The organism is Streptomyces sp. GL_141, from assembly GCF_057834385.1.
Map to the genome: position 1 here is coordinate 3,303,916 of NZ_CM174402.1, position 17,273 is coordinate 3,321,188.

Consider the following 17,273-nt stretch of genomic DNA (forward strand, 5'->3'; position numbering starts at 1 on the left):
CCTCAGGCAGTGCGGGACGGGCCTCAGCGGCTGTGCTGCGAGTCCGCGATGGTGACCTCGACCCGCTGGAACTCCTTGAGCTCGCTGTAGCCGGTGGTGGCCATCGAGCGGCGCAGGGCGCCGAAGATGTTCATCGAGCCGTCCGGGGAGTGCGACGGGCCGGTGAGGATCTCCTCGGTGGTGCCGACCGTACCGAGGTCGACCTTCTTGCCGCGCGGCACGTCCTCGTGGACGGCCTCCATGCCCCAGTGGTTGCCCTTGCCGGGCGCGTCGGTGGCACGGGCCAGCGGGGAGCCCATCATCACGGCGTCGGCGCCGCAGGCGACGGCCTTCGGGATGTCGCCGGACCAGCCCACGCCGCCGTCGGCGATGACGTGCACGTAGCGGCCGCCGGACTCGTCCATGTAGTCGCGGCGGGCCGCGGCCACGTCGGCGACGGCGGTGGCCATCGGGACCTGGATGCCCAGCACGTTGCGCGTGGTGTGCGCGGCGCCGCCGCCGAAGCCGACCAGGACACCGGCGGCGCCGGTGCGCATCAGGTGCAGGGCCGCGGTGTAGGTGGCGCAGCCGCCCACGATGACCGGGACGTCGAGCTCGTAGATGAACTGCTTGAGGTTCAGCGGCTCGGCGGCGCCGGAGACGTGCTCCGCCGACACGGTGGTGCCGCGGATCACGAAGATGTCCACGCCCGCGTCGACGACGGCCTTGGAGAACTCGGCCGTGCGCTGCGGGGAGAGGGCCGCGGCGGTGACGACACCGGAGTCGCGCACCTCCTTGATCCGCTGCCGGATCAGGTCCGCCTGGATCGGAGCGGAGTAGATCTCCTGGAGACGGCGGGTGGCGGTCTCCTCGTCCAGCTCCGCGATCTCGTCGAGCAGCGGCTGCGGGTCCTCGTACCGGGTCCACAGGCCTTCGAGGTTCAGCACGCCGAGGCCGCCGAGCTCGCCGATGCGGATGGCGGTCTGCGGGGAGACGACCGAGTCCATGGGGGCGGCCAGGAACGGGAGCTCGAAGCGGTAGGCGTCGATCTGCCAGGCGATCGAGACCTCCTTCGGGTCCCGGGTACGGCGGCTGGGGACGATGGCGATGTCATCGAACGCGTACGCCCGGCGGCCGCGCTTGCCGCGCCCGATCTCGATCTCAGTCACGTGTGGTGGCCTTTCCTGTGGGTCTGCCCGTCCAGTATCCCCGAACCCCGGCGCGCCGCGTTCCGGTGACCGCTGTACGGACGCACGCACCGGGCACGCGGGAGGGGCGGGCCCGTCCGGGCCCGCCCCTCCTGAGATGGTCCGATCAGCCCTTGCGGCTGTAGTTCGGCGCCTCGACCGTCATCTGGATGTCGTGCGGGTGGCTCTCCTTGAGCCCCGCCGAGGTGATCCGGACGAACCGGCCGCGGTCCTGGAGCTCCGGCACCGTGCGGCCGCCGACGTAGAACATCGACTGGCGCAGGCCGCCGACGAGCTGGTGCACGACCGCGGAGAGCGGGCCGCGGTACGGGACCTGGCCCTCGATGCCCTCGGGGATGAGCTTGTCGTCGCCGCCCACGCCCTCCTGGAAGTAGCGGTCCTTGGAGAAGGACTTGCGGTCGCCGCGGGACTGCATCGCGCCGAGCGAGCCCATGCCGCGGTACGACTTGAACTGCTTGCCGTTGATGAACAGCAGCTCGCCCGGGGACTCCTCGCAGCCCGCGAGCAGCGAGCCGAGCATCACCGTGTCGGCTCCGGCGACGAGTGCCTTCGCGATGTCGCCGGAGTACTGCAGGCCGCCGTCGCCGATGACCGGCACGCCGGCCGCCTTGGCGGCGAGCGAGGCCTCGTAGATCGCGGTGACCTGCGGGACGCCGATGCCGGCGACGACGCGGGTGGTGCAGATGGAGCCGGGGCCGACGCCGACCTTGATGCCGTCGCAGCCGGCGTCGATGAGGGCCTGGGCGCCGTCGCGGGTGGCGATGTTGCCGCCGATGACGTCGACCGTCGAGTTCGACTTGATCTTGGAGACCATGTCGCCGACGAGGCGGGAGTGGCCGTGGGCGGTGTCGACGACGATGAAGTCGGCGCCCGCCTCGATCAGCGCCTGGGCCCGCTCGTACGCGTCGCCGGCGACACCGACGGCCGCGCCGACGAGCAGCCGGCCGTCCTTGTCCTTGGCGGCGTTCGGGTACTTCTCGGCCTTGACGAAGTCCTTGACCGTGATGAGGCCCTTGAGGAGGCCGGCCTCGTCGACGAGCGGCAGCTTCTCGATCTTGTGGCGGCGCAGCAGCTCCATGGCGTCCACGCCGGTGATGCCCACCTTGCCCGTGACCAGCGGCATCGGGGTCATGACCTCGCGCACCTGGCGGCTGCGGTCCGACTCGAAGGCCATGTCGCGGTTGGTGACGATGCCGAGCAGCTTGCCCGCCGGGTCGGTGACCGGGACGCCGGAGATGCGGAACTTGGCGCAGAGTTCGTCGGCCTCGCGCAGGGTCGCGTCGGGGTGCACCGTGATCGGGTCGGTGACCATGCCGGACTCGGAGCGCTTGACCAGGTCTACCTGGTTGGCCTGGTCGGCGATGGAGAGGTTGCGGTGCAGAACGCCGACGCCGCCCTGGCGGGCCATCGCGATGGCCATCCGGGCCTCGGTGACCTTGTCCATGGCGGCGGAGAGCAGCGGGACGTTCACACGGACGTTGCGGGAGATGAGCGAGGACGTGTCGATGGCGTCCGGGGACATGTCCGACGACCCGGGAAGCAGGAGCACGTCGTCATAAGTGAGGCCGAGCGTGGCGAATTTGTCGGGCACTCCGTCGGCGTTCACAGTCATGACACCTTCCAAGATGGTCTTGCTCAGCGCGGATGTCCATGCTAACGGGATCCCGACGCGTCTCATTCCACGACCAAGATCAAGGCCAAGGTTCGTAGCTTCCTACGGGAAAAACCCCGTACGGCCTACTGCTCGGCGAGCGCACGGAGCCGGCTCAGCGCCCGGTGCTGGGCGACGCGCACCGCCCCGGGAGACATTCCGAGCATCTGCCCGGTCTCTTCGGCGGTCAGCCCGACGGCCACGCGCAGCACGAGGAGCTCGCGCTGGTTCTCCGGAAGGTTGGCGAGCAGCTTCTTGGCCCAGGCGGCGTCGCTGCTGAGCAGTGCGCGCTCCTCCGGACCCAGGGAGTCGTCGGGCCGTTCCGGCATCTCGTCGGAGGGCACGGCCGTACTGCCCGGATGGCGCATCGCGGCCCGCTGGAGATCGGCGACCTTGTGCGCGGCGATGGCGAAGACGAAGGCCTCGAAGGGGCGCCCGGTGTCGCGGTAGCGCGGCAGGGCCATCAGGACGGCGACGCAGACCTCCTGCGCCAGGTCCTCCACGAAGTGACGAGCGTCACCCGGAAGTCGCGACAGGCGGGAGCGGCAGTAGCGGATGGCGAGGGGGTGCACGAAGGCGAGCAGATCGTGCGTGGCCTGCTCGTCGCCGTCCACCGCACGGCGTACGAGCGCGCTGACGGTACTGTCGCCGCTGTTTCGGGAGGCGCCGCTGCCGCCTGTGGTCGCGGGTGACCCCGGGGCCTCGTCGTCGCGCATCAATCCATGGTGCCTTGGCGCCGGAGTATTCGCGGCACCGCGGCCCGTGTTGTGCGTCGAAGCGTTATGCGTCGACGGGTTGTGCGGGGTGGGTGCACCGGAACTCATGCTCTGGCCCCTCCCCTCCCGCTCGGCCGAATCGTCCCCGCGGCGACATCTCCAGGATGCGCCACACCCTCAAGCATGCGGCATCGCGCCCGAAGCGACACGTCCCCCGGATTGTGCACCGTCAATCCCCGGTGCGCACCAGGGTGCGGCGGATCGGACCGCGGGAGATTCGGAGGGGTGCCCGGGACCACGGGAAACCCGGGCGGGCCGGCCCGCCCGCGGCACCGCCGGCCGGTGAGGGCCGGCGGTCGCACGGTCAGCGGACCAGGCCCCAGCGGAACCCGAGCGCCACGGCGTGCGCCCGGTCGGACGCACCGAGCTTCTTGAACAGCCGGCGGGCGTGCGTCTTGACCGTGTCCTCGGAGAGGAAGAGCTCGCGCCCGATCTCCGCATTGGACCGGCCGTGGCTCATGCCCTCCAGCACCTGGATCTCGCGCGCGGTGAGCGTGGGCGCGGCGCCCATCTCGGCCGAGCGGAGCCGGCGCGGGGCCAGCCTCCAGGTCGGGTCGGCGAGGGCCTGGGTGACCGTGGCCCGCAGTTCGGCGCGCGAGGCGTCCTTGTGCAGATAGCCCCGGGCGCCGGCGGCGACCGCGAGGGCCACGCCGTCCAGGTCCTCGGCGACCGTCAGCATGATGATGCGGGCGCCGGGGTCGGCCGAGAGCAGCCGGCGAACCGTCTCCACACCGCCGAGCCCGGGCATCCGGACATCCATCAGAATCAGGTCGGAACGGTCGGCACCCCAGCGGCGGAGGACTTCCTCGCCGTTGGCAGCCGTCGTCACTCGCTCGACGCCGGGCACGGTGGCAACCGCGCGACGGAGCGCCTCTCGGGCAAGCGGGGAGTCGTCGCAGACGAGGACGGATGTCATGACCGCCCTCCGCAGCTGCTGATGCGCGTCACCTTGAGCCTCCAGGCTGGTACGTATCGTCACCTGTGCGGTCGATGCTCCCGGACACATGTCCGAGAACTTCTTGGTTCAACCGCCTTCGCACTCTCAACGATGGTCACTCGAAAGAGTTACGGGTCGGACGGACACCTTCGGCACTCTACGTGAGGAAGCGAACACGAGGCAGGAGCCGCTCGCCGCGTGTCCTCCAGATGACGGTATGCCCTATTTGGCGGCTTTCCTTCCGTTTGGCGCATGTCTGAGGCTAGATTCCCAATGAGTCATATTTACATCTACTACGACAGTAGGTGTGGAGACATGGACCGTATCCGCCTCAGTACCGGCACCAAGAGGACTACCAATGGCAGATTTCTCCCGCCTCCCCGGACCGAACGCCGACCTCTGGGACTGGCAGCTGCTGGCCGCCTGCCGCGGGGTCGACAGCTCCCTCTTCTTCCACCCGGAAGGCGAGCGGGGCGCGGCCAGGAGCGCGCGCGAGACCTCGGCTAAAGAGGTCTGCATGCGATGCCCGGTGCGTTCTGAATGCGCCGCGCACGCACTCGCCGTCCGCGAGCCCTACGGGGTGTGGGGCGGCCTCACCGAGGACGAACGCGAAGAACTGATGGGCCGCGCCCGCCATCGCCTGATCCCGGCGACGAGCACGATCGGGCCGAGCGCACCGATCGCTCCGCACTGAGCGGGCTCCACACGAAACGACCGAAGGAACGTTTCCTCCAGCTCATTCGCCACACACAGCACCGGCACGCACGCACGGGCGTGCCGCGTACCGGACCGGGCTGCCACCCGACCGGCCGTACCGCCGTACGGTCCTTCGCGTGGCGCCCCGTCCGGCGCGGACGATCAGCGCCGGGCGGCCCGCTCCAGCTGGGTCAGGGTCGCGGCCACCGCCGGGACCCGCGCCAGGTCGGGCAGGGTCAGCGCGACGACCTCCCGCTCGACGGCCGGTTCCACGGCGAGGGTGCTCACGCCCTTGGCCCGTACGGACTCCACCGCGAGCTCCGGCAGCACCGCGACCCCGAGCCCGGCCCCGACCAGGCCGACCACGGCCGGGTAGTCGTCGGTGGCGAAGTCGATGCGCGGGGTGAAGCCGGCGGCCTCGCACACCTCCACCAGATGGCGGCGGCAGCGCGGACAGCCCGCGATCCAGGGCTCGTCGGCCAGCTCCGCCATGCCCACCCGCTCCGCTCCCGCCAGCCGGTGCCCCTCGGGGACCAGGCCGACGAGCCGGTCGGTCAGCAGCGGCCGGACCACGAGGTCCTCCCACTCGGCCGCCGATCCGGAGGCGCCTCCGTAGCGGAAGGCCAGCGCGAGATCACAGTCCCCCTCGCGCAGCATCTCCACCGAGCGCGGCGGCTCCGCCTCGACGAGCGAGATCCGGGTCCCGGGGTGCTCGGCGCGCATCGCCGCGAGCGCGGTCGGCACCAGCGTGGAACTGCCGCTGGGGAAGGAGACCAGCCGGACCCGGCCGGCGCGCAGCCCGGCGATCGCCGCGACCTCCTCCTCGGCCGCCGTCAGCCCGGCGAGGATCCCGGCGGCATGCCGGACCAGCGCCTCACCGGCCTGGGTGAGGCGCATTTCGCGCCCGGTGCGGATCAGCAGCGGGGTGCCGGCGGACTGTTCCAGCGCCTTCATCTGCTGGGAGACGGCCGGCTGGGTGCAGCCGAGCTCGCGGGCGGCGGCGGAGAAGGACCCGGTTCCGGCGACAGCGCGCAGAACTCGGAGATGACGTGCCTCGATCACCCTTCGAGCATAAGGGGCGCTTTGACCTCGGCGCGAATAATCCCCGGCTGCCTTTGAGGTGATTCGGCTAGCGTTGAGCCATGCATCTGATCTCCGTGAACCTGGGCCGCGCGACGGCCGTCGACTACACCGACGCCCCGGACGGGCTGACCGGTCACGGCAAGATTCCCGCGCCGGGCCCCGTACGGGTCTTCGCGCCGGGCCCCAAGGGCGTCGGCGCGAGCGGCGTCGAGGGGGACGACGTCTGCCACCTGCGCCATCACGGCGGGGACCACCAGGCCGTGTACGCGTACGCCCGCGAGGACCTGGACTGGTGGGAGGGCGAGCTCGGCCGCGAACTGCCCGGCGGGCTCTTCGGCGAGAACTTCACCACCTCCGGCCTCGACGTGAACGGCGCACTGCTCGGCGAGCGCTGGCGGGTCGGCCCGGACCTGCTCCTGGAAGTGGCCTCGGCCCGCATCCCGTGCCGGACCTTCCAGGGGATGCTCGGCGAGAAGGCGTGGGTCAAGCGGTTCACCCAGGAGGCCCGGCCGGGCGCCTACCTGCGGGTCCTGCGGGAGGGTTCGGTCTCACCCGGCGACACCATCGAGGTCGTGCACCGCCCGGACCACGAGGTGACGGTGGAGTTCTGGTTCCGCGCCTTCACCACCGAGCGGGAGCTGCTGCCGCGCACGCTGGTGGCGGGCGACGCCCTGGAGCCGGAGGCTCGGGACAAGGCGCTGGCCCATGTGGAGAAGTACGGGAAGCAGGGCGACTAGGTTGCGCCTATGACGACTGCGTTGATTACGGGATCCACGGCGGGCATCGGCGCCGCCTTCGCCCGGCGGCTCGCCGCCCAGGGCCACAACCTCGTCCTGGTGGCCCGGGACACCAAGCGGCTCGGCGAGCAGGCCACCGAGCTGCACGACCGGCACGGGATCGAGGCCGAGGTGCTGGCCGCCGACCTCTCCACCGAGGAGGGCATCACGGCGGTCGAGGAGCGCCTCGCCGACCCCAAGCACCCGGTGGACCTGCTGGTGAACAACGCGGGCTTCGGCAACAAGGGCCGCTACCTCGAGGTCTCCATGGCCGACGAGCTGACCATGCTGAAGGTCCACATCGAGGCCGTGCTGCGGCTGACCTCGGCGGCCGTGGACCCGATGCGCTCGCGCGGGCGCGGCGGCGTGATCAACGTGGCCTCGGTGGCCGCCTTCCTGCCGCGCGGCACCTACGGGGCGAGCAAGGCCTGGGTCGTGCAGTTCACCCAGGGCGCGGCCAAGGACCTGGCCGGCTCGGGCGTACGGATGATGGCGCTGTGCCCGGGCTTCGTGCGCACCGAGTTCCACGAGCGGGCCGGCATGGGCACGGACAACATCCCCGGCTGGATGTGGCTCGACGCCGACAAGCTGGTGGCGGCGGCCCTGGCCGATCTGGCGCGGGGCAGGACGGTGTCGATCCCGGATCCTCGGTACAAGGCGCTGATGGGCCTGGTGAAGGTGGCCCCGCGGGGGCTGCTGGGCGGGGTGTCCTCGCGTACGGGGCGCAAGTACGGCCCTCAGTAACCGGCGACCCACTCCGTGGTGACCTGTGAGTAAACGCGGCATATGGGTGAAATCTCCCTAGACTGGACGTGTCCCATCCAGCGCGGGAGGCGACGCGATGACATTCGTACAAGTGATCGACTACGAGACCAAGCGCTTCGACGAGATGAACAGTCTCATCGACCGCTATGCCGAGCAGACCGCCGGCAAGCGCACGGTCACCCACACACTCATCGGCAGGGACCGCGACTCCAAGACCCACTACATGGACCTCGTCGAATTCCCCTCGTACGAAGAGGCCATGAAGAACTCTCAGCTCCCGGAAACCGACCGGATGTTCCAGGAGATGGTGGCGCTCTGCGAAGGCATGCCGAAGTTCATGAACCTCGACGTGGTCCGCGACGAGTACCTCAACAAGCTCGTCGTGAACCGCTTCCTCGGGGAGGTCGTGGGCAAGGGCGACTTCGACGTCATCGAAGAGTGCATCGCGGCCGGCTACGTCACCCACGACATCATGGAGAGCACCGGCGAGGGCAACGGCCGCGAGGGCATCCGCAAGACCGTCGGCATGTGGCGGGGCGCCTTCGACATGACCTTCGACATGACGCGCCAGGTCGCCGAAGGCGACTGCGTCACGACCCTCTGGGACTGGAAGGGCACCCACAAGGGCGAGTTCATGGGGGTCGCGCCGACCGGCAAGGAATTCACGATGTCGGGCTGTACGACCTGCCGGATCGAGAACGGCCAGATCGCCGAGGACTGGTGGTACTACGACGCCCCGGGCCTGATGCGGCAGATGGGCATGATGCCCGGCTGACGCTCCACCCAGGGTCGGCGGCACACGGCAAAGCCCCGGTCACCACCGCTTGGCAGCGGTGACCGGGGCCTTGCCGTACTTACTTGCCGTGCTTACTTGCCGTACTTACCCGGCGTGCTTGCCGACGAGGTCAGTGGCTGTGGCCGTGGCCACCGTGGCCGTGACCGGCGTCGCCCTCGTCGTCGGCCGGCTTCTCGACGACCAGGGTCTCGGTCGTGAGCAGCAGGGACGCGATGGAAGCGGCGTTCTCCAGCGCGGAGCGGGTGACCTTGACCGGGTCGATGACGCCGGCCTTGACCAGGTCGCCGTACTCGCCGGTGGCGGCGTTGAAGCCCTGGCCCTTCTCGAGCTCGGCGACCTTCGCGGTGATGACGTAGCCCTCGAGGCCGGCGTTCTCCGCGATCCAGCGCAGCGGCTCGACGGCGGCGCGGCGCACGACCGCGACACCGGTGGCCTCGTCGCCCGACAGGCCGAGGTTGCCCTCGAGCACCTTCACGGCGTGGACGAGAGCGGAGCCACCGCCGGAGACGATGCCCTCCTCGACCGCGGCGCGGGTCGCCGAGATGGCGTCCTCGAGACGGTGCTTCTTCTCCTTGAGCTCCACCTCGGTGGCGGCGCCGACCTTGATGACGCAGACGCCGCCGGCGAGCTTCGCCAGGCGCTCCTGCAGCTTCTCGCGGTCCCAGTCCGAGTCGGTCGACTCGATCTCGGCCTTGATCTGGTTGACGCGGCCGAGGACCTCGTCGGAGGAGCCGCCACCGTCGACGATGGTGGTGCTGTCCTTGGAGATCGTGACGCGGCGGGCGGAGCCCAGTACGTCCAGACCGGCCTGGTCGAGCTTGAGGCCGACCTCCTCGGCGATGACGGTGGCACCGGTGAGGGTGGCCATGTCCTGAAGCATCGCCTTGCGGCGGTCACCGAAGCCGGGCGCCTTGACGGCGACGGCGTTGAAGGTGCCACGGATCTTGTTGACGACGAGGGTGGAGAGCGCCTCGCCCTCGACGTCCTCGGCGATGATCAGGAGCGGCTTGGAGGCGCCGGCCTGGATGACCTTCTCGAGCAGCGGCAGGAGGTCCTGGATGGAGGAGATCTTGCCCTGGTTGATCAGGATGTACGGGTCATCGAGGATGGCCTCCATACGCTCCTGGTCGGAGACCATGTACGGGGACAGGTAGCCCTTGTCGAAGGCCATGCCCTCGGTGAACTCGAGCTCCAGGCCGAAGGCGTTGGACTCCTCGACGGTGATGACACCGTCCTTGCCGACCTTGTCCATCGCCTCGGCGATGAGGTCACCGACCTGCTGGTCCTGCGCGGAGAGCGCGGCCACGGCGGCGATGTCGGACTTGTCCTCGATCGGACGGGCGGTCGCGAGGAGCTCGTCGGAGACGGCCTTGACCGCGGCGTCGATGCCCTTCTTCAGGGCGGCCGGGGAAGCACCCGCGGCGACGTTGCGCAGACCCTCGCGGACCAGCGCCTGCGCCAGGACGGTGGCGGTGGTGGTGCCGTCACCCGCGACGTCGTTGGTCTTGGTCGCGACCTCCTTGACGAGCTGCGCGCCAAGGTTCTCGTACGGGTCGTCGAGCTCGACCTCACGCGCGATGGTGACACCGTCGTTCGTGATGGTGGGAGCGCCGAACTTCTTGTCGATGACGACGTTGCGGCCCTTGGGACCGATCGTCACCTTCACGGTGTCGGCAAGCTTGTTGACGCCACGCTCAAGGGCGCGACGGGCGTCCTCGTCAAACTTGAGAATCTTCGGCATGGGAGCGGTTCAGCCCTCTCGTTGCTATCCCCGGCCGCTCACCGCGACCGCCTGTCAGACACGAACTACGCCCCTCGCCGCCCGGCATCAGCAGGGGTGACCAGGGGCGTAGCTCAAAGCAAAACTGGAGAAGTGATTACTTCTCGACGATCGCGAGCACGTCGCGGGCCGAGAGGACGAGGTACTCCTCGCCGTTGTACTTCACTTCGGTGCCGCCGTACTTCGAGTACAGGACGACGTCGCCGACGGTGACGTCCAGCGGGAGACGCTGGCCGTCCTCGAAGCGACCCGGACCCACGGCGAGGACGACGCCCTCCTGGGGCTTCTCCTTCGCGGTGTCCGGGATGACCAGGCCAGAGGCCGTGGTCTGCTCGGCGTCGAGCGGCTGGACCACAATGCGGTCCTCGAGCGGCTTGATGGCAACCTTGGAGCTGGTGGTCGTCACGATCTGACCTTCCGCTTCGGAGATCCGGGGTTAATTGTCTGAGGTGGCGACCAGGTCGATCCGTCGTCGCGGGTGCCGGATCCGCCTGTCGCCGTGTTGGCACTCACCAGGGGCGAGTGCCAGACGCGAGACTATTCCGGGGATTAGCACTCGGTCAAGCGGAGTGCCAATACGCGCCGCTGGTTTCGCGGCCGGGGCCGCCTGTGCGGGCCCCGGACCCCGCTCCCTCGGGGCACCCCCGAACCCCCGTTCCCCGCGCGCCGCCGCTGCCGGGGACCAGTCCCCGGACCCCTGCTCCCCAAACGCCGGAGGGGCTGAAATTGCCCTACGGGCAATCCAGCCCGCCAGGCTGCGCTGCGCGCACATCCGGGCCTACATCGGCCACACCCAGCCCCGCCGGCGTTTGAGGCGCGGGTCCGGGCAGCGCCCGGGGAACGGTGGAAGGGCGGGTAGGGGACTTCGCCCCGCCGGGCCGAGCCACCCGCACCCGCCCACCCGACCCCTCGCCGGGACGGCGGTGGCGGCAGCCCCGACCGGCCACCGCCGGACGGAGTCCGGCGCAGCGGCGCGAGCTCCGCGTCAGGAAGGTCTGCCCGGTATGTGAGGCTTGGGGCATGCGGATCCTGGTCGTCGAAGACGAAGTCAGCCTCGCCGACTCACTGCGGCGCGGCCTCTCCGCCGACGGCCACTGGGTCGATCTCGCCCACGACGGCCACCGCGGACTGGACCTGGCCCTCACCGGAGGCCCGTACGACGTGGTCCTCCTCGACCTGATGCTCCCGGGCCTCTCCGGCTACGAGATCTGCACCCGCATGCGGTCCCACGGCGTCGCCACCCCCGTGCTGATGCTGACCGCCAAGGACGGCGAGTACGACGAGGCCGAGGGCCTGGACTCGGGCGCGGACGACTACCTGACGAAACCGTTCTCCTTCGTCGTCCTCGCCGCCCGCCTCCGCGCGCTCACCCGCCGCACCGCCACCGCGGGCGCCGCCCGGCCCAGCGTGCTCCAGGCCGGCGACCTCGTGCTCGACGCCCAGGGCCGCCGCTGCCGCCGGGGCACGCACGAGATCGAGCTGACCGCCCGCGAGCTCGGCGTCCTGGGCTGCCTGATGGAGCAGCCCGGCCGGGCCGTCGCCAAACAGGACATCCTCGACGAGGTCTGGGACAGCCCGCACGGCATCGACCCGAACATCGTCGAGGTCTACGTCTCCTCGCTCCGCCGGAAGATCGACGCCCCCTTCGGCCGCCGCTCGATCCTCACGGTGCACGGCACCGGCTACCGGATGGCCCCGGACGGTGGCTGACCCCGGACCCCGGCCCGGACCGGGACCGGGACCGGGACCGGGACCGGCGCCCACCCCCCGCAGGCCCCGCCGCCTCGGCAGCCTCCGCGCACGCGCCGCCGCGGCCGCCGCCCTCGCGATGGCCGCCGTCCTGGCCGCCGGCGGGCTGTGGCTCTACACCCTGCTGCGCGCCAACCTCATCGAGAACACCACCGGCCGCACCGAGCTCGCCGCGCGCAAGGTGGCCGCCCAGTACGACACCGGGAGCCTCCCGGCCGGCGGCCGGCTGCCCGCGCCCGAGGGCGGGGTCGACCTGGTCCTCGTACGGAACGCGGCCGGCACGGTCGTGGCCACCAGCGGGGACCTGAAGGACACCCCGGAGCTCACCGAGCTGAGCCCCGCGCCCGGCCGGGACATGCGGTCGGCCGTCCTGCCGCCCGCGCGCCCCGGCGCACAGCGGCGCGTGGTGGTCGCCGTGGACGCGCCGGGTCCGCCGGGGGCGCACGACCCGCACACCGTCTACGCCGCGACCGTGCTCGGCGACGTGGACGACGCCAACCGGGCCGTCGCGCTCGGCCTGCTGGCCGGTGCGCCCCCGCTGATCGCCTTCTCGGCGCTGCTGGCCTGGTGGGTGACGGGCCACGCACTGCGCCCGGTCACCGCGATCCGCACCGGGCTGGCGGCGGTCACCGGGAGCGAGCTGGACCGGCGGGTCCCGGACCCGGGCGGCGCCGACGAGATCGCGCAGCTGGCCCGGACGGTCAACGAGACGCTCGACCGGCTGGAGCGCAGCGACGCCCGCCAGCGGCAGTTCACCGCCGACGCCTCGCACGAGCTGCGCAACCCCCTCGCGGCCGTCCGGTCCCGGCTGGAGGTGGCGCTGCGGGACCCCGACCGGGAGTCGGTGGCCGCCGCGCTGGCCGATACCGAGCGGCTGCAGGGCATCGCGGCCGATCTGCTCCTGCTGGCCCGCCTCGACGGCGGGCCCGCGCCGCGCACCGAGCCGGTGGACCTCGCTCTGCTGGCCGCCGAGGACGCGGCGCGGCGCCCGGAGCCCCGGGTTCCGCTACGGCTGGACGCGCGGGCTCCCGTACCGGCCGCCGGGGATCCGGCGCGGCTGGAGCGGGCGCTGGCCAACCTGGTGGACAACGCCCTGCGGTACGCCCGTACCGGGGTCGTGGTCCGGGCCTCGGCCGAGGACGGCTGGGCGCTGCTGGAGGTCACGGACGACGGGCCGGGCATCCCGGAGGCCGACCGGGACCGCGTCTTCGAGCGGTTCGTGCGCCTGGACGCGGACCGCAGCCGGGCCGGCGGCGGCACCGGGCTGGGGCTGGCCATCGCCCGGGAGATCGCCCGGGCGCACGGCGGTGAGGTCCACGCGCTCCCCGCGCCCGCCGGCGGCGCCCGGCTGATGCTGCGCGTGCCGGGGCGCCCGGGCTCCTGAGGGGCGTGGCCCGGCCACCCCTGAAGGCGCCTTCAGGACCCTCAGGATTCCTTCAGCACCGCTCCCCCAGCATCGACAGGCATGAGCGCCCACCGCAGGAAGACCCGGGAACAGAAGCCGCCGATGCCCGCGTCCCGCCGCCGCAGGCTCACCCGCACCCTGCTGGCGTCCGGCTGCGCCCTGGTGGTGCTCGCGGGGGCGACCGCTTGGTACCTGTACGACGACCTCGCCTCCAGCATCGGCAGCTCCAAGGCCCTGGAGGGCGCCGAGAAGTCGAAGCACGGCGACGTGAACATCCTGCTGATGGGCCTGGACAGCCGCCGGGACCAGAACGGCGAGGACCTCCCGCCGACGATCCTCGAAAAACTGCACGCCGGTGCGAGCTCCGACGTCGGCGGCTACAACACCAACACCCTGATCCTGCTGCACGTCCCCGCCGACGGGAGCAAGGCGAAGGCCTTCTCGGTGCCGCGCGACGACTTCGTCGAGCTGCACGGCGTGCCCGGGTTCACCGGCAAGGCCAAGATCAAGGAGGCGTACGGGCGGGCGAAGGCCAAGGTCGAGGACCAGCTCACGGCGAAGGGGGTCAAGGACCGGCGGCAGCTGGAGCGCGAGGGGCGCGAGGCGGGCCGCAAGGCCGAGCTCGAGACGGTGCGCAGCTTCCTGGGCGTGCCGATCGACCACTTCGCCGAGCTGAACCTGGCCGGTTTCTACCACCTCGCGGACGCGCTGGGCGGCGTACCGGTGTGTCTGAAGAAGCCGGCGAAGGACGGCTACTCGGGGGCCGACTTCCCGGCGGGCCGCCAGACGCTCGACGGGCAGCAGTCGCTGGCCTTCGTACGGCAGCGGCACGGCCTGACCATGGGCGACCTGGACCGGACGAAGCGGCAGCAGGCCTTCCTGGCGGGGGCCACGTACAAGCTGAACCAGGCCGGGACCTTCACCGATCCGCTGAAGCTGATGAAGCTGATCGACTCGGCGAAGCAGGACGTCGTCACCGATCAGGGATGGGACCTGCTGTCGTTCGTGAAGCAGGCGAAGAACCTGTCCGGGGGCAACGTGGAGTTTGTGACCCTTCCCATCGAGGGCTTCGACCGGAACCACGGCGCCGAGATAAACGTCGTAGATGATATGAAGATAAAGCGGTTCATAGCCGAGCGGATCGGGCCCGGGGCCTCTGCGAGCCCGAGCGCGCCTGGCGCCGCCCCCTCCTCACCGGGCACGCCCGCCCCGCAGGGCTCCGCCCCCGGCTCCACCCCGGGCACCGGCCGGGGCTCCGCGCCGGCCCCCGCGCCCGCACCGTCCCAGAGCAGCAGCGGAACCCCCGCCATCGACGGCGGCGGCGTCCCGTGCGTGGACTGAAACCCCTGACCTCGGCGGGCGCGCGCCGCCGCACGGAAGCACTGCTCCTCGTCCTCGTCCTCGCCGTGACCATTTCCGGCCACATCGCCGCGGGCCTCGCGATGAACGACGAGCTACCGGCCGGCCTCACCGGCTTCGTGGTCAGCATGACCCTGCTCGCGCTGGTGGGGCACCTGGCCGTGCGCCGGTTCGCGGCGTACGCGGATCCGCTGATCTTCCCGCTGGCCCTGCTGCTGACCGGGCTGGGGCTGGTGCTGCTGCACCGCCTCGACCAGGGCTACCTCGACCGGTACAACTCTCCGGCGGTGGCGCCCGGCCAGCTCATGTGGACGGTGATCGGCGTGGCGGCCTGCATCGCGGTGCTGGCACTCCTGCGCGACCACCGGCTCCTCCAGCGGTTCATCTACATCACGATGGTCGTGGCACTGGTGGCGCTGATCGCGCCCGCCTTCTTCGGCGCGGACACCTACGGGGCGAAGCGCTGGATCAAGTTCGGCGGGCTCTCGGTCCAGCCCGGCGAGTTCGTGAAGATCATGATCGCGGTCTTCTTCGCGGGCTACCTGGTGATCCACCGCGACGCGCTGGCCCTGTCGGGCCGCAAGTTCCTGGGCATGCGGCTGCCGCCGATGCGCCAGCTCGGCCCCCTCATCACGGTGTGGATCATCTCGCTGCTCGTGCTGGTCTTCGAGCGCGACCTCGGCACCTCGCTGCTCTTCTTCGGCGTCTTCGTGGTCATGCTCTACGTGGCCACCGAGCGCACCAGCTGGATCGTCTGCGGCCTGGTCCTCGCCTCGGCGGGCGCCTTCGTCGTGGGCACGACGGAGCCGCACGTCAAGGCCCGCGTGGCCGCCTGGCTGAACCCGCTGTCGTACTACTGGAAGGACCGGCCGCCGGGCGTCGTCTCGGACCAGTCGGCGCAGGCGCTGTTCAGCTTCGGCACGGGCGGCATCTCCGGTACGGGCCTCGGCATGGGCCACCCCGAGCTGATCAAGTTCGCGGGCCGCAGCGACTTCATCCTGACGACGGTCGGCGAGGAGCTCGGCCTGGCCGGGGTCATGGCCGTCCTGATCCTCTACGCGCTCCTCGTGCAGCGCGGGCTGCGGATGGCGCTGGGCGCCCGCGACCCGTTCGGCAAGCTGCTGGCGGTGGGCCTGTCGTCCGCCCTGGCCCTCCAGGTCTTCATCGTGGCGGGCGGCGTCACGGGGCTGATCCCGCTGACGGGCAAGGCCCTGCCCTTCCTGGCCGCGGGCGGCTCGTCCCTCCTGGCCAACTGGATCATGATCGCCCTGCTGCTGCGCATCTCCGACAGCACCGAACGACAACGCGAGGCGGACGCCCGGGGCCCGGCCGAAACGACGATCACGCCGGCGATGGCGGCAGCGGGCCCCTAGGCCGTCCGGGCATCCCCTAGAGGTAGTCCTCCAGCCGCCCTATCCGGTACCCCTGCTCCTGTATCCGCTGGAGCATCCGGGTCGTCATCTGGATCTCCGACGCGCCCTTGAGCTCCGCCGGACCGCGGAAGTGGGCCAGGATGATGTCACCCGGCTTGAGGGCGGAACCCTCGGCGTACTGGAAATTGTTGATCTGCATCGACACGCGCCACAGGAGGAGCTGGGATATCCCGCATTCGTGCGCGGCCCTGAGGGTGTCGTCGTTGTGATTGCCGTACGGCGGGCGGAAGAGCGTCGGCCGTTTGCCGAAGCGCTTCTCCAGGCGTTCCTGCTGCCCGCATATCTCCTTCTTCTGTCCCTCGAAGGACAGGGTCCGGAGATTCGGGTGCGTCAGGGTGTGGTTGTTTATCGTGCTCTCGGAGCCGTTGTCGCGGAGCTTTTCGAAGTGGCCGTAGTCCGACGAGGCGATGTTGTCCGTCAGGAACATGCCGATCGGCAGCTTCAGATCGGCGGCCATCTTCAGAAACTCGGGGTTCTTCTCCGCGCCGTCGTCGAACGTCAGGAAGACGACCTTGTCGTCCGCCGGGACGGGTATTCGGTCGATGACCTGGACCCGGCCCGCCGCGGCCGGCGGGATCTGGGGTTTCACGGCCGGCTTGGGCGCGTACTGGAGGGGGCCGCTGAGGCCCCACTTCTTGTACGCCTCGTCCGCCGCGGCCACCGATCCCTTGCCCGCGGCGGAGGGGGAGGCCGCCCCCGAGGGCGACGGAGTCGCCCTGGCCTCCGTCGTCTTGCGCCCCAGGCGTTCGATGGGGTCCACGCTGGCCCCGCACCCCGTCAGGGACAGCGCGAGCGCGCCGGCCGTCAGCGTTCCGGCTACGAACCGGCGCGCGTGCCTCACTTGTTTCCTCCCGGGACGCCCTGGCCTCCAGGCCGGGGA

16 protein-coding genes are annotated in these 17,273 nt (G+C 70.9%); 8 read left to right on the forward strand and 8 right to left on the reverse strand.

Annotated elements, in window-relative coordinates:
• Positions 1-23: 23 nt before the first annotated feature.
• From AC3IX6_RS14025 to AC3IX6_RS14040, 4 genes are all read right to left on the reverse strand, one after another.
• Positions 24-1,148 carry a GuaB3 family IMP dehydrogenase-related protein gene (locus AC3IX6_RS14025; RefSeq protein ID WP_327305053.1) on the reverse strand — a complete coding sequence of 375 codons (1,125 nt, stop codon included), beginning with the start codon at positions 1,146-1,148 and terminating at the stop codon, positions 24-26.
• A gap of 145 nt (positions 1,149-1,293) precedes the next feature.
• Positions 1,294-2,799: an IMP dehydrogenase gene (guaB, locus tag AC3IX6_RS14030; RefSeq protein ID WP_489370452.1), complete on the reverse strand. Its 1,506-nt coding sequence runs from the start codon at positions 2,797-2,799 to the stop codon at positions 1,294-1,296.
• Positions 2,800-2,924: 125 nt separating this feature from the next.
• A complete protein-coding gene (locus tag AC3IX6_RS14035; protein ID WP_489370453.1) occupies positions 2,925-3,554 on the reverse strand; it encodes a sigma-70 family RNA polymerase sigma factor in 630 nt (209 codons plus the stop codon).
• Positions 3,555-3,918: 364 nt separating this feature from the next.
• Complete coding sequence (locus AC3IX6_RS14040) at positions 3,919-4,530, reverse strand: response regulator transcription factor (RefSeq protein WP_003948568.1); 612 nt, start codon at positions 4,528-4,530, stop codon at positions 3,919-3,921.
• Positions 4,531-4,909: 379 nt separating this feature from the next.
• On the opposite strand from AC3IX6_RS14040, the gene AC3IX6_RS14045 reads away from it, so the two are divergent.
• Entirely contained in the window at positions 4,910-5,245 is a 336-nt protein-coding gene (locus tag AC3IX6_RS14045; RefSeq protein WP_489370454.1) for a WhiB family transcriptional regulator, read from the forward strand.
• Between the two features lie 164 nt (positions 5,246-5,409).
• Here the strand turns inward: AC3IX6_RS14045 and AC3IX6_RS14050 are convergent, their stop codons facing one another.
• On the reverse strand, positions 5,410-6,309 hold the full coding sequence (locus AC3IX6_RS14050) for a LysR family transcriptional regulator (protein ID WP_250744120.1): 900 nt from the start codon (positions 6,307-6,309) through the stop codon (positions 5,410-5,412).
• A gap of 80 nt (positions 6,310-6,389) precedes the next feature.
• Between AC3IX6_RS14050 and AC3IX6_RS14055 the strand changes: the two genes are divergently transcribed.
• The 3 genes from AC3IX6_RS14055 (at position 6,390) to AC3IX6_RS14065 (ending at position 8,646) form a co-directional block, all read left to right on the forward strand.
• On the forward strand, positions 6,390-7,067 hold the full coding sequence (locus AC3IX6_RS14055) for an MOSC domain-containing protein (RefSeq protein ID WP_489370455.1): 678 nt from the start codon (positions 6,390-6,392) through the stop codon (positions 7,065-7,067).
• A gap of 9 nt (positions 7,068-7,076) precedes the next feature.
• Entirely contained in the window at positions 7,077-7,850 is a 774-nt protein-coding gene (locus AC3IX6_RS14060) for an SDR family NAD(P)-dependent oxidoreductase (RefSeq protein ID WP_489370456.1), read from the forward strand.
• Between the two features lie 97 nt (positions 7,851-7,947).
• The gene (locus tag AC3IX6_RS14065; RefSeq protein WP_489370457.1) at positions 7,948-8,646 is read left to right on the forward strand and encodes an ester cyclase; all 699 of its coding nucleotides are present in this window, start codon (positions 7,948-7,950) and stop codon (positions 8,644-8,646) included.
• A 130-nt stretch (positions 8,647-8,776) separates the two neighbouring features.
• On the opposite strand, the gene groL is transcribed toward AC3IX6_RS14065, so the two are convergent.
• On the reverse strand, positions 8,777-10,408 hold the full coding sequence (groL, locus tag AC3IX6_RS14070) for a chaperonin GroEL (protein ID WP_388503322.1): 1,632 nt from the start codon (positions 10,406-10,408) through the stop codon (positions 8,777-8,779).
• Between the two features lie 136 nt (positions 10,409-10,544).
• Entirely contained in the window at positions 10,545-10,853 is a 309-nt protein-coding gene (groES, locus tag AC3IX6_RS14075) for a co-chaperone GroES (protein WP_008739621.1), read from the reverse strand.
• A 614-nt stretch (positions 10,854-11,467) separates the two neighbouring features.
• Between groES and AC3IX6_RS14080 the strand changes: the two genes are divergently transcribed.
• The 4 genes from AC3IX6_RS14080 to AC3IX6_RS14095 all read left to right on the forward strand — a co-directional run bounded on the left by AC3IX6_RS14080 (position 11,468) and on the right by AC3IX6_RS14095 (position 16,333).
• Positions 11,468-12,157 carry a response regulator transcription factor gene (locus AC3IX6_RS14080; RefSeq protein ID WP_489370458.1) on the forward strand — a complete coding sequence of 230 codons (690 nt, stop codon included), beginning with the start codon at positions 11,468-11,470 and terminating at the stop codon, positions 12,155-12,157.
• Entirely contained in the window at positions 12,150-13,580 is a 1,431-nt protein-coding gene (locus AC3IX6_RS14085) for a sensor histidine kinase (RefSeq protein ID WP_489370459.1), read from the forward strand. The genes AC3IX6_RS14080 and AC3IX6_RS14085 overlap by 8 nt, the downstream gene beginning before the upstream one ends.
• A gap of 81 nt (positions 13,581-13,661) precedes the next feature.
• Positions 13,662-14,942, forward strand: coding sequence for an LCP family protein (locus tag AC3IX6_RS14090; protein ID WP_489370460.1), 1,281 nt, complete (start codon positions 13,662-13,664; stop codon positions 14,940-14,942).
• On the forward strand, positions 14,930-16,333 hold the full coding sequence (locus tag AC3IX6_RS14095) for an FtsW/RodA/SpoVE family cell cycle protein (protein ID WP_489370461.1): 1,404 nt from the start codon (positions 14,930-14,932) through the stop codon (positions 16,331-16,333). The genes AC3IX6_RS14090 and AC3IX6_RS14095 overlap by 13 nt, the downstream gene beginning before the upstream one ends.
• Positions 16,334-16,349: 16 nt before the next feature.
• On the opposite strand, the gene AC3IX6_RS14100 is transcribed toward AC3IX6_RS14095, so the two are convergent.
• Positions 16,350-17,234, reverse strand: a complete 885-nt coding sequence (locus AC3IX6_RS14100; protein ID WP_489370462.1) for a polysaccharide deacetylase family protein — start codon at positions 17,232-17,234, stop codon at positions 16,350-16,352.
• Between the last annotated feature and the right edge of the window lie 39 nt (positions 17,235-17,273).

What these genes read in the sequence shown, in the direction of transcription:
- AC3IX6_RS14060 (WP_489370456.1), top strand. Translation starts at nt 7,077, where the DNA reads ATGACGACTGCGTTGATTACGGGATCCACGGCGGGCATCGGCGCCGCC.
- guaB (WP_489370452.1), bottom strand. Translation starts at nt 2,799, where the DNA reads ATGACTGTGAACGCCGACGGAGTGCCCGACAAATTCGCCACGCTCGGC.
- groL (WP_388503322.1), bottom strand. Translation starts at nt 10,408, where the DNA reads ATGCCGAAGATTCTCAAGTTTGACGAGGACGCCCGTCGCGCCCTTGAG.
- AC3IX6_RS14065 (WP_489370457.1), top strand. Translation starts at nt 7,948, where the DNA reads ATGACATTCGTACAAGTGATCGACTACGAGACCAAGCGCTTCGACGAG.
- AC3IX6_RS14055 (WP_489370455.1), top strand. Translation starts at nt 6,390, where the DNA reads ATGCATCTGATCTCCGTGAACCTGGGCCGCGCGACGGCCGTCGACTAC.
- AC3IX6_RS14090 (WP_489370460.1), top strand. Translation starts at nt 13,662, where the DNA reads ATGAGCGCCCACCGCAGGAAGACCCGGGAACAGAAGCCGCCGATGCCC.
- AC3IX6_RS14040 (WP_003948568.1), bottom strand. Translation starts at nt 4,530, where the DNA reads ATGACATCCGTCCTCGTCTGCGACGACTCCCCGCTTGCCCGAGAGGCG.
- AC3IX6_RS14035 (WP_489370453.1), bottom strand. Translation starts at nt 3,554, where the DNA reads ATGCGCGACGACGAGGCCCCGGGGTCACCCGCGACCACAGGCGGCAGC.
- AC3IX6_RS14045 (WP_489370454.1), top strand. Translation starts at nt 4,910, where the DNA reads ATGGCAGATTTCTCCCGCCTCCCCGGACCGAACGCCGACCTCTGGGAC.
- AC3IX6_RS14080 (WP_489370458.1), top strand. Translation starts at nt 11,468, where the DNA reads ATGCGGATCCTGGTCGTCGAAGACGAAGTCAGCCTCGCCGACTCACTG.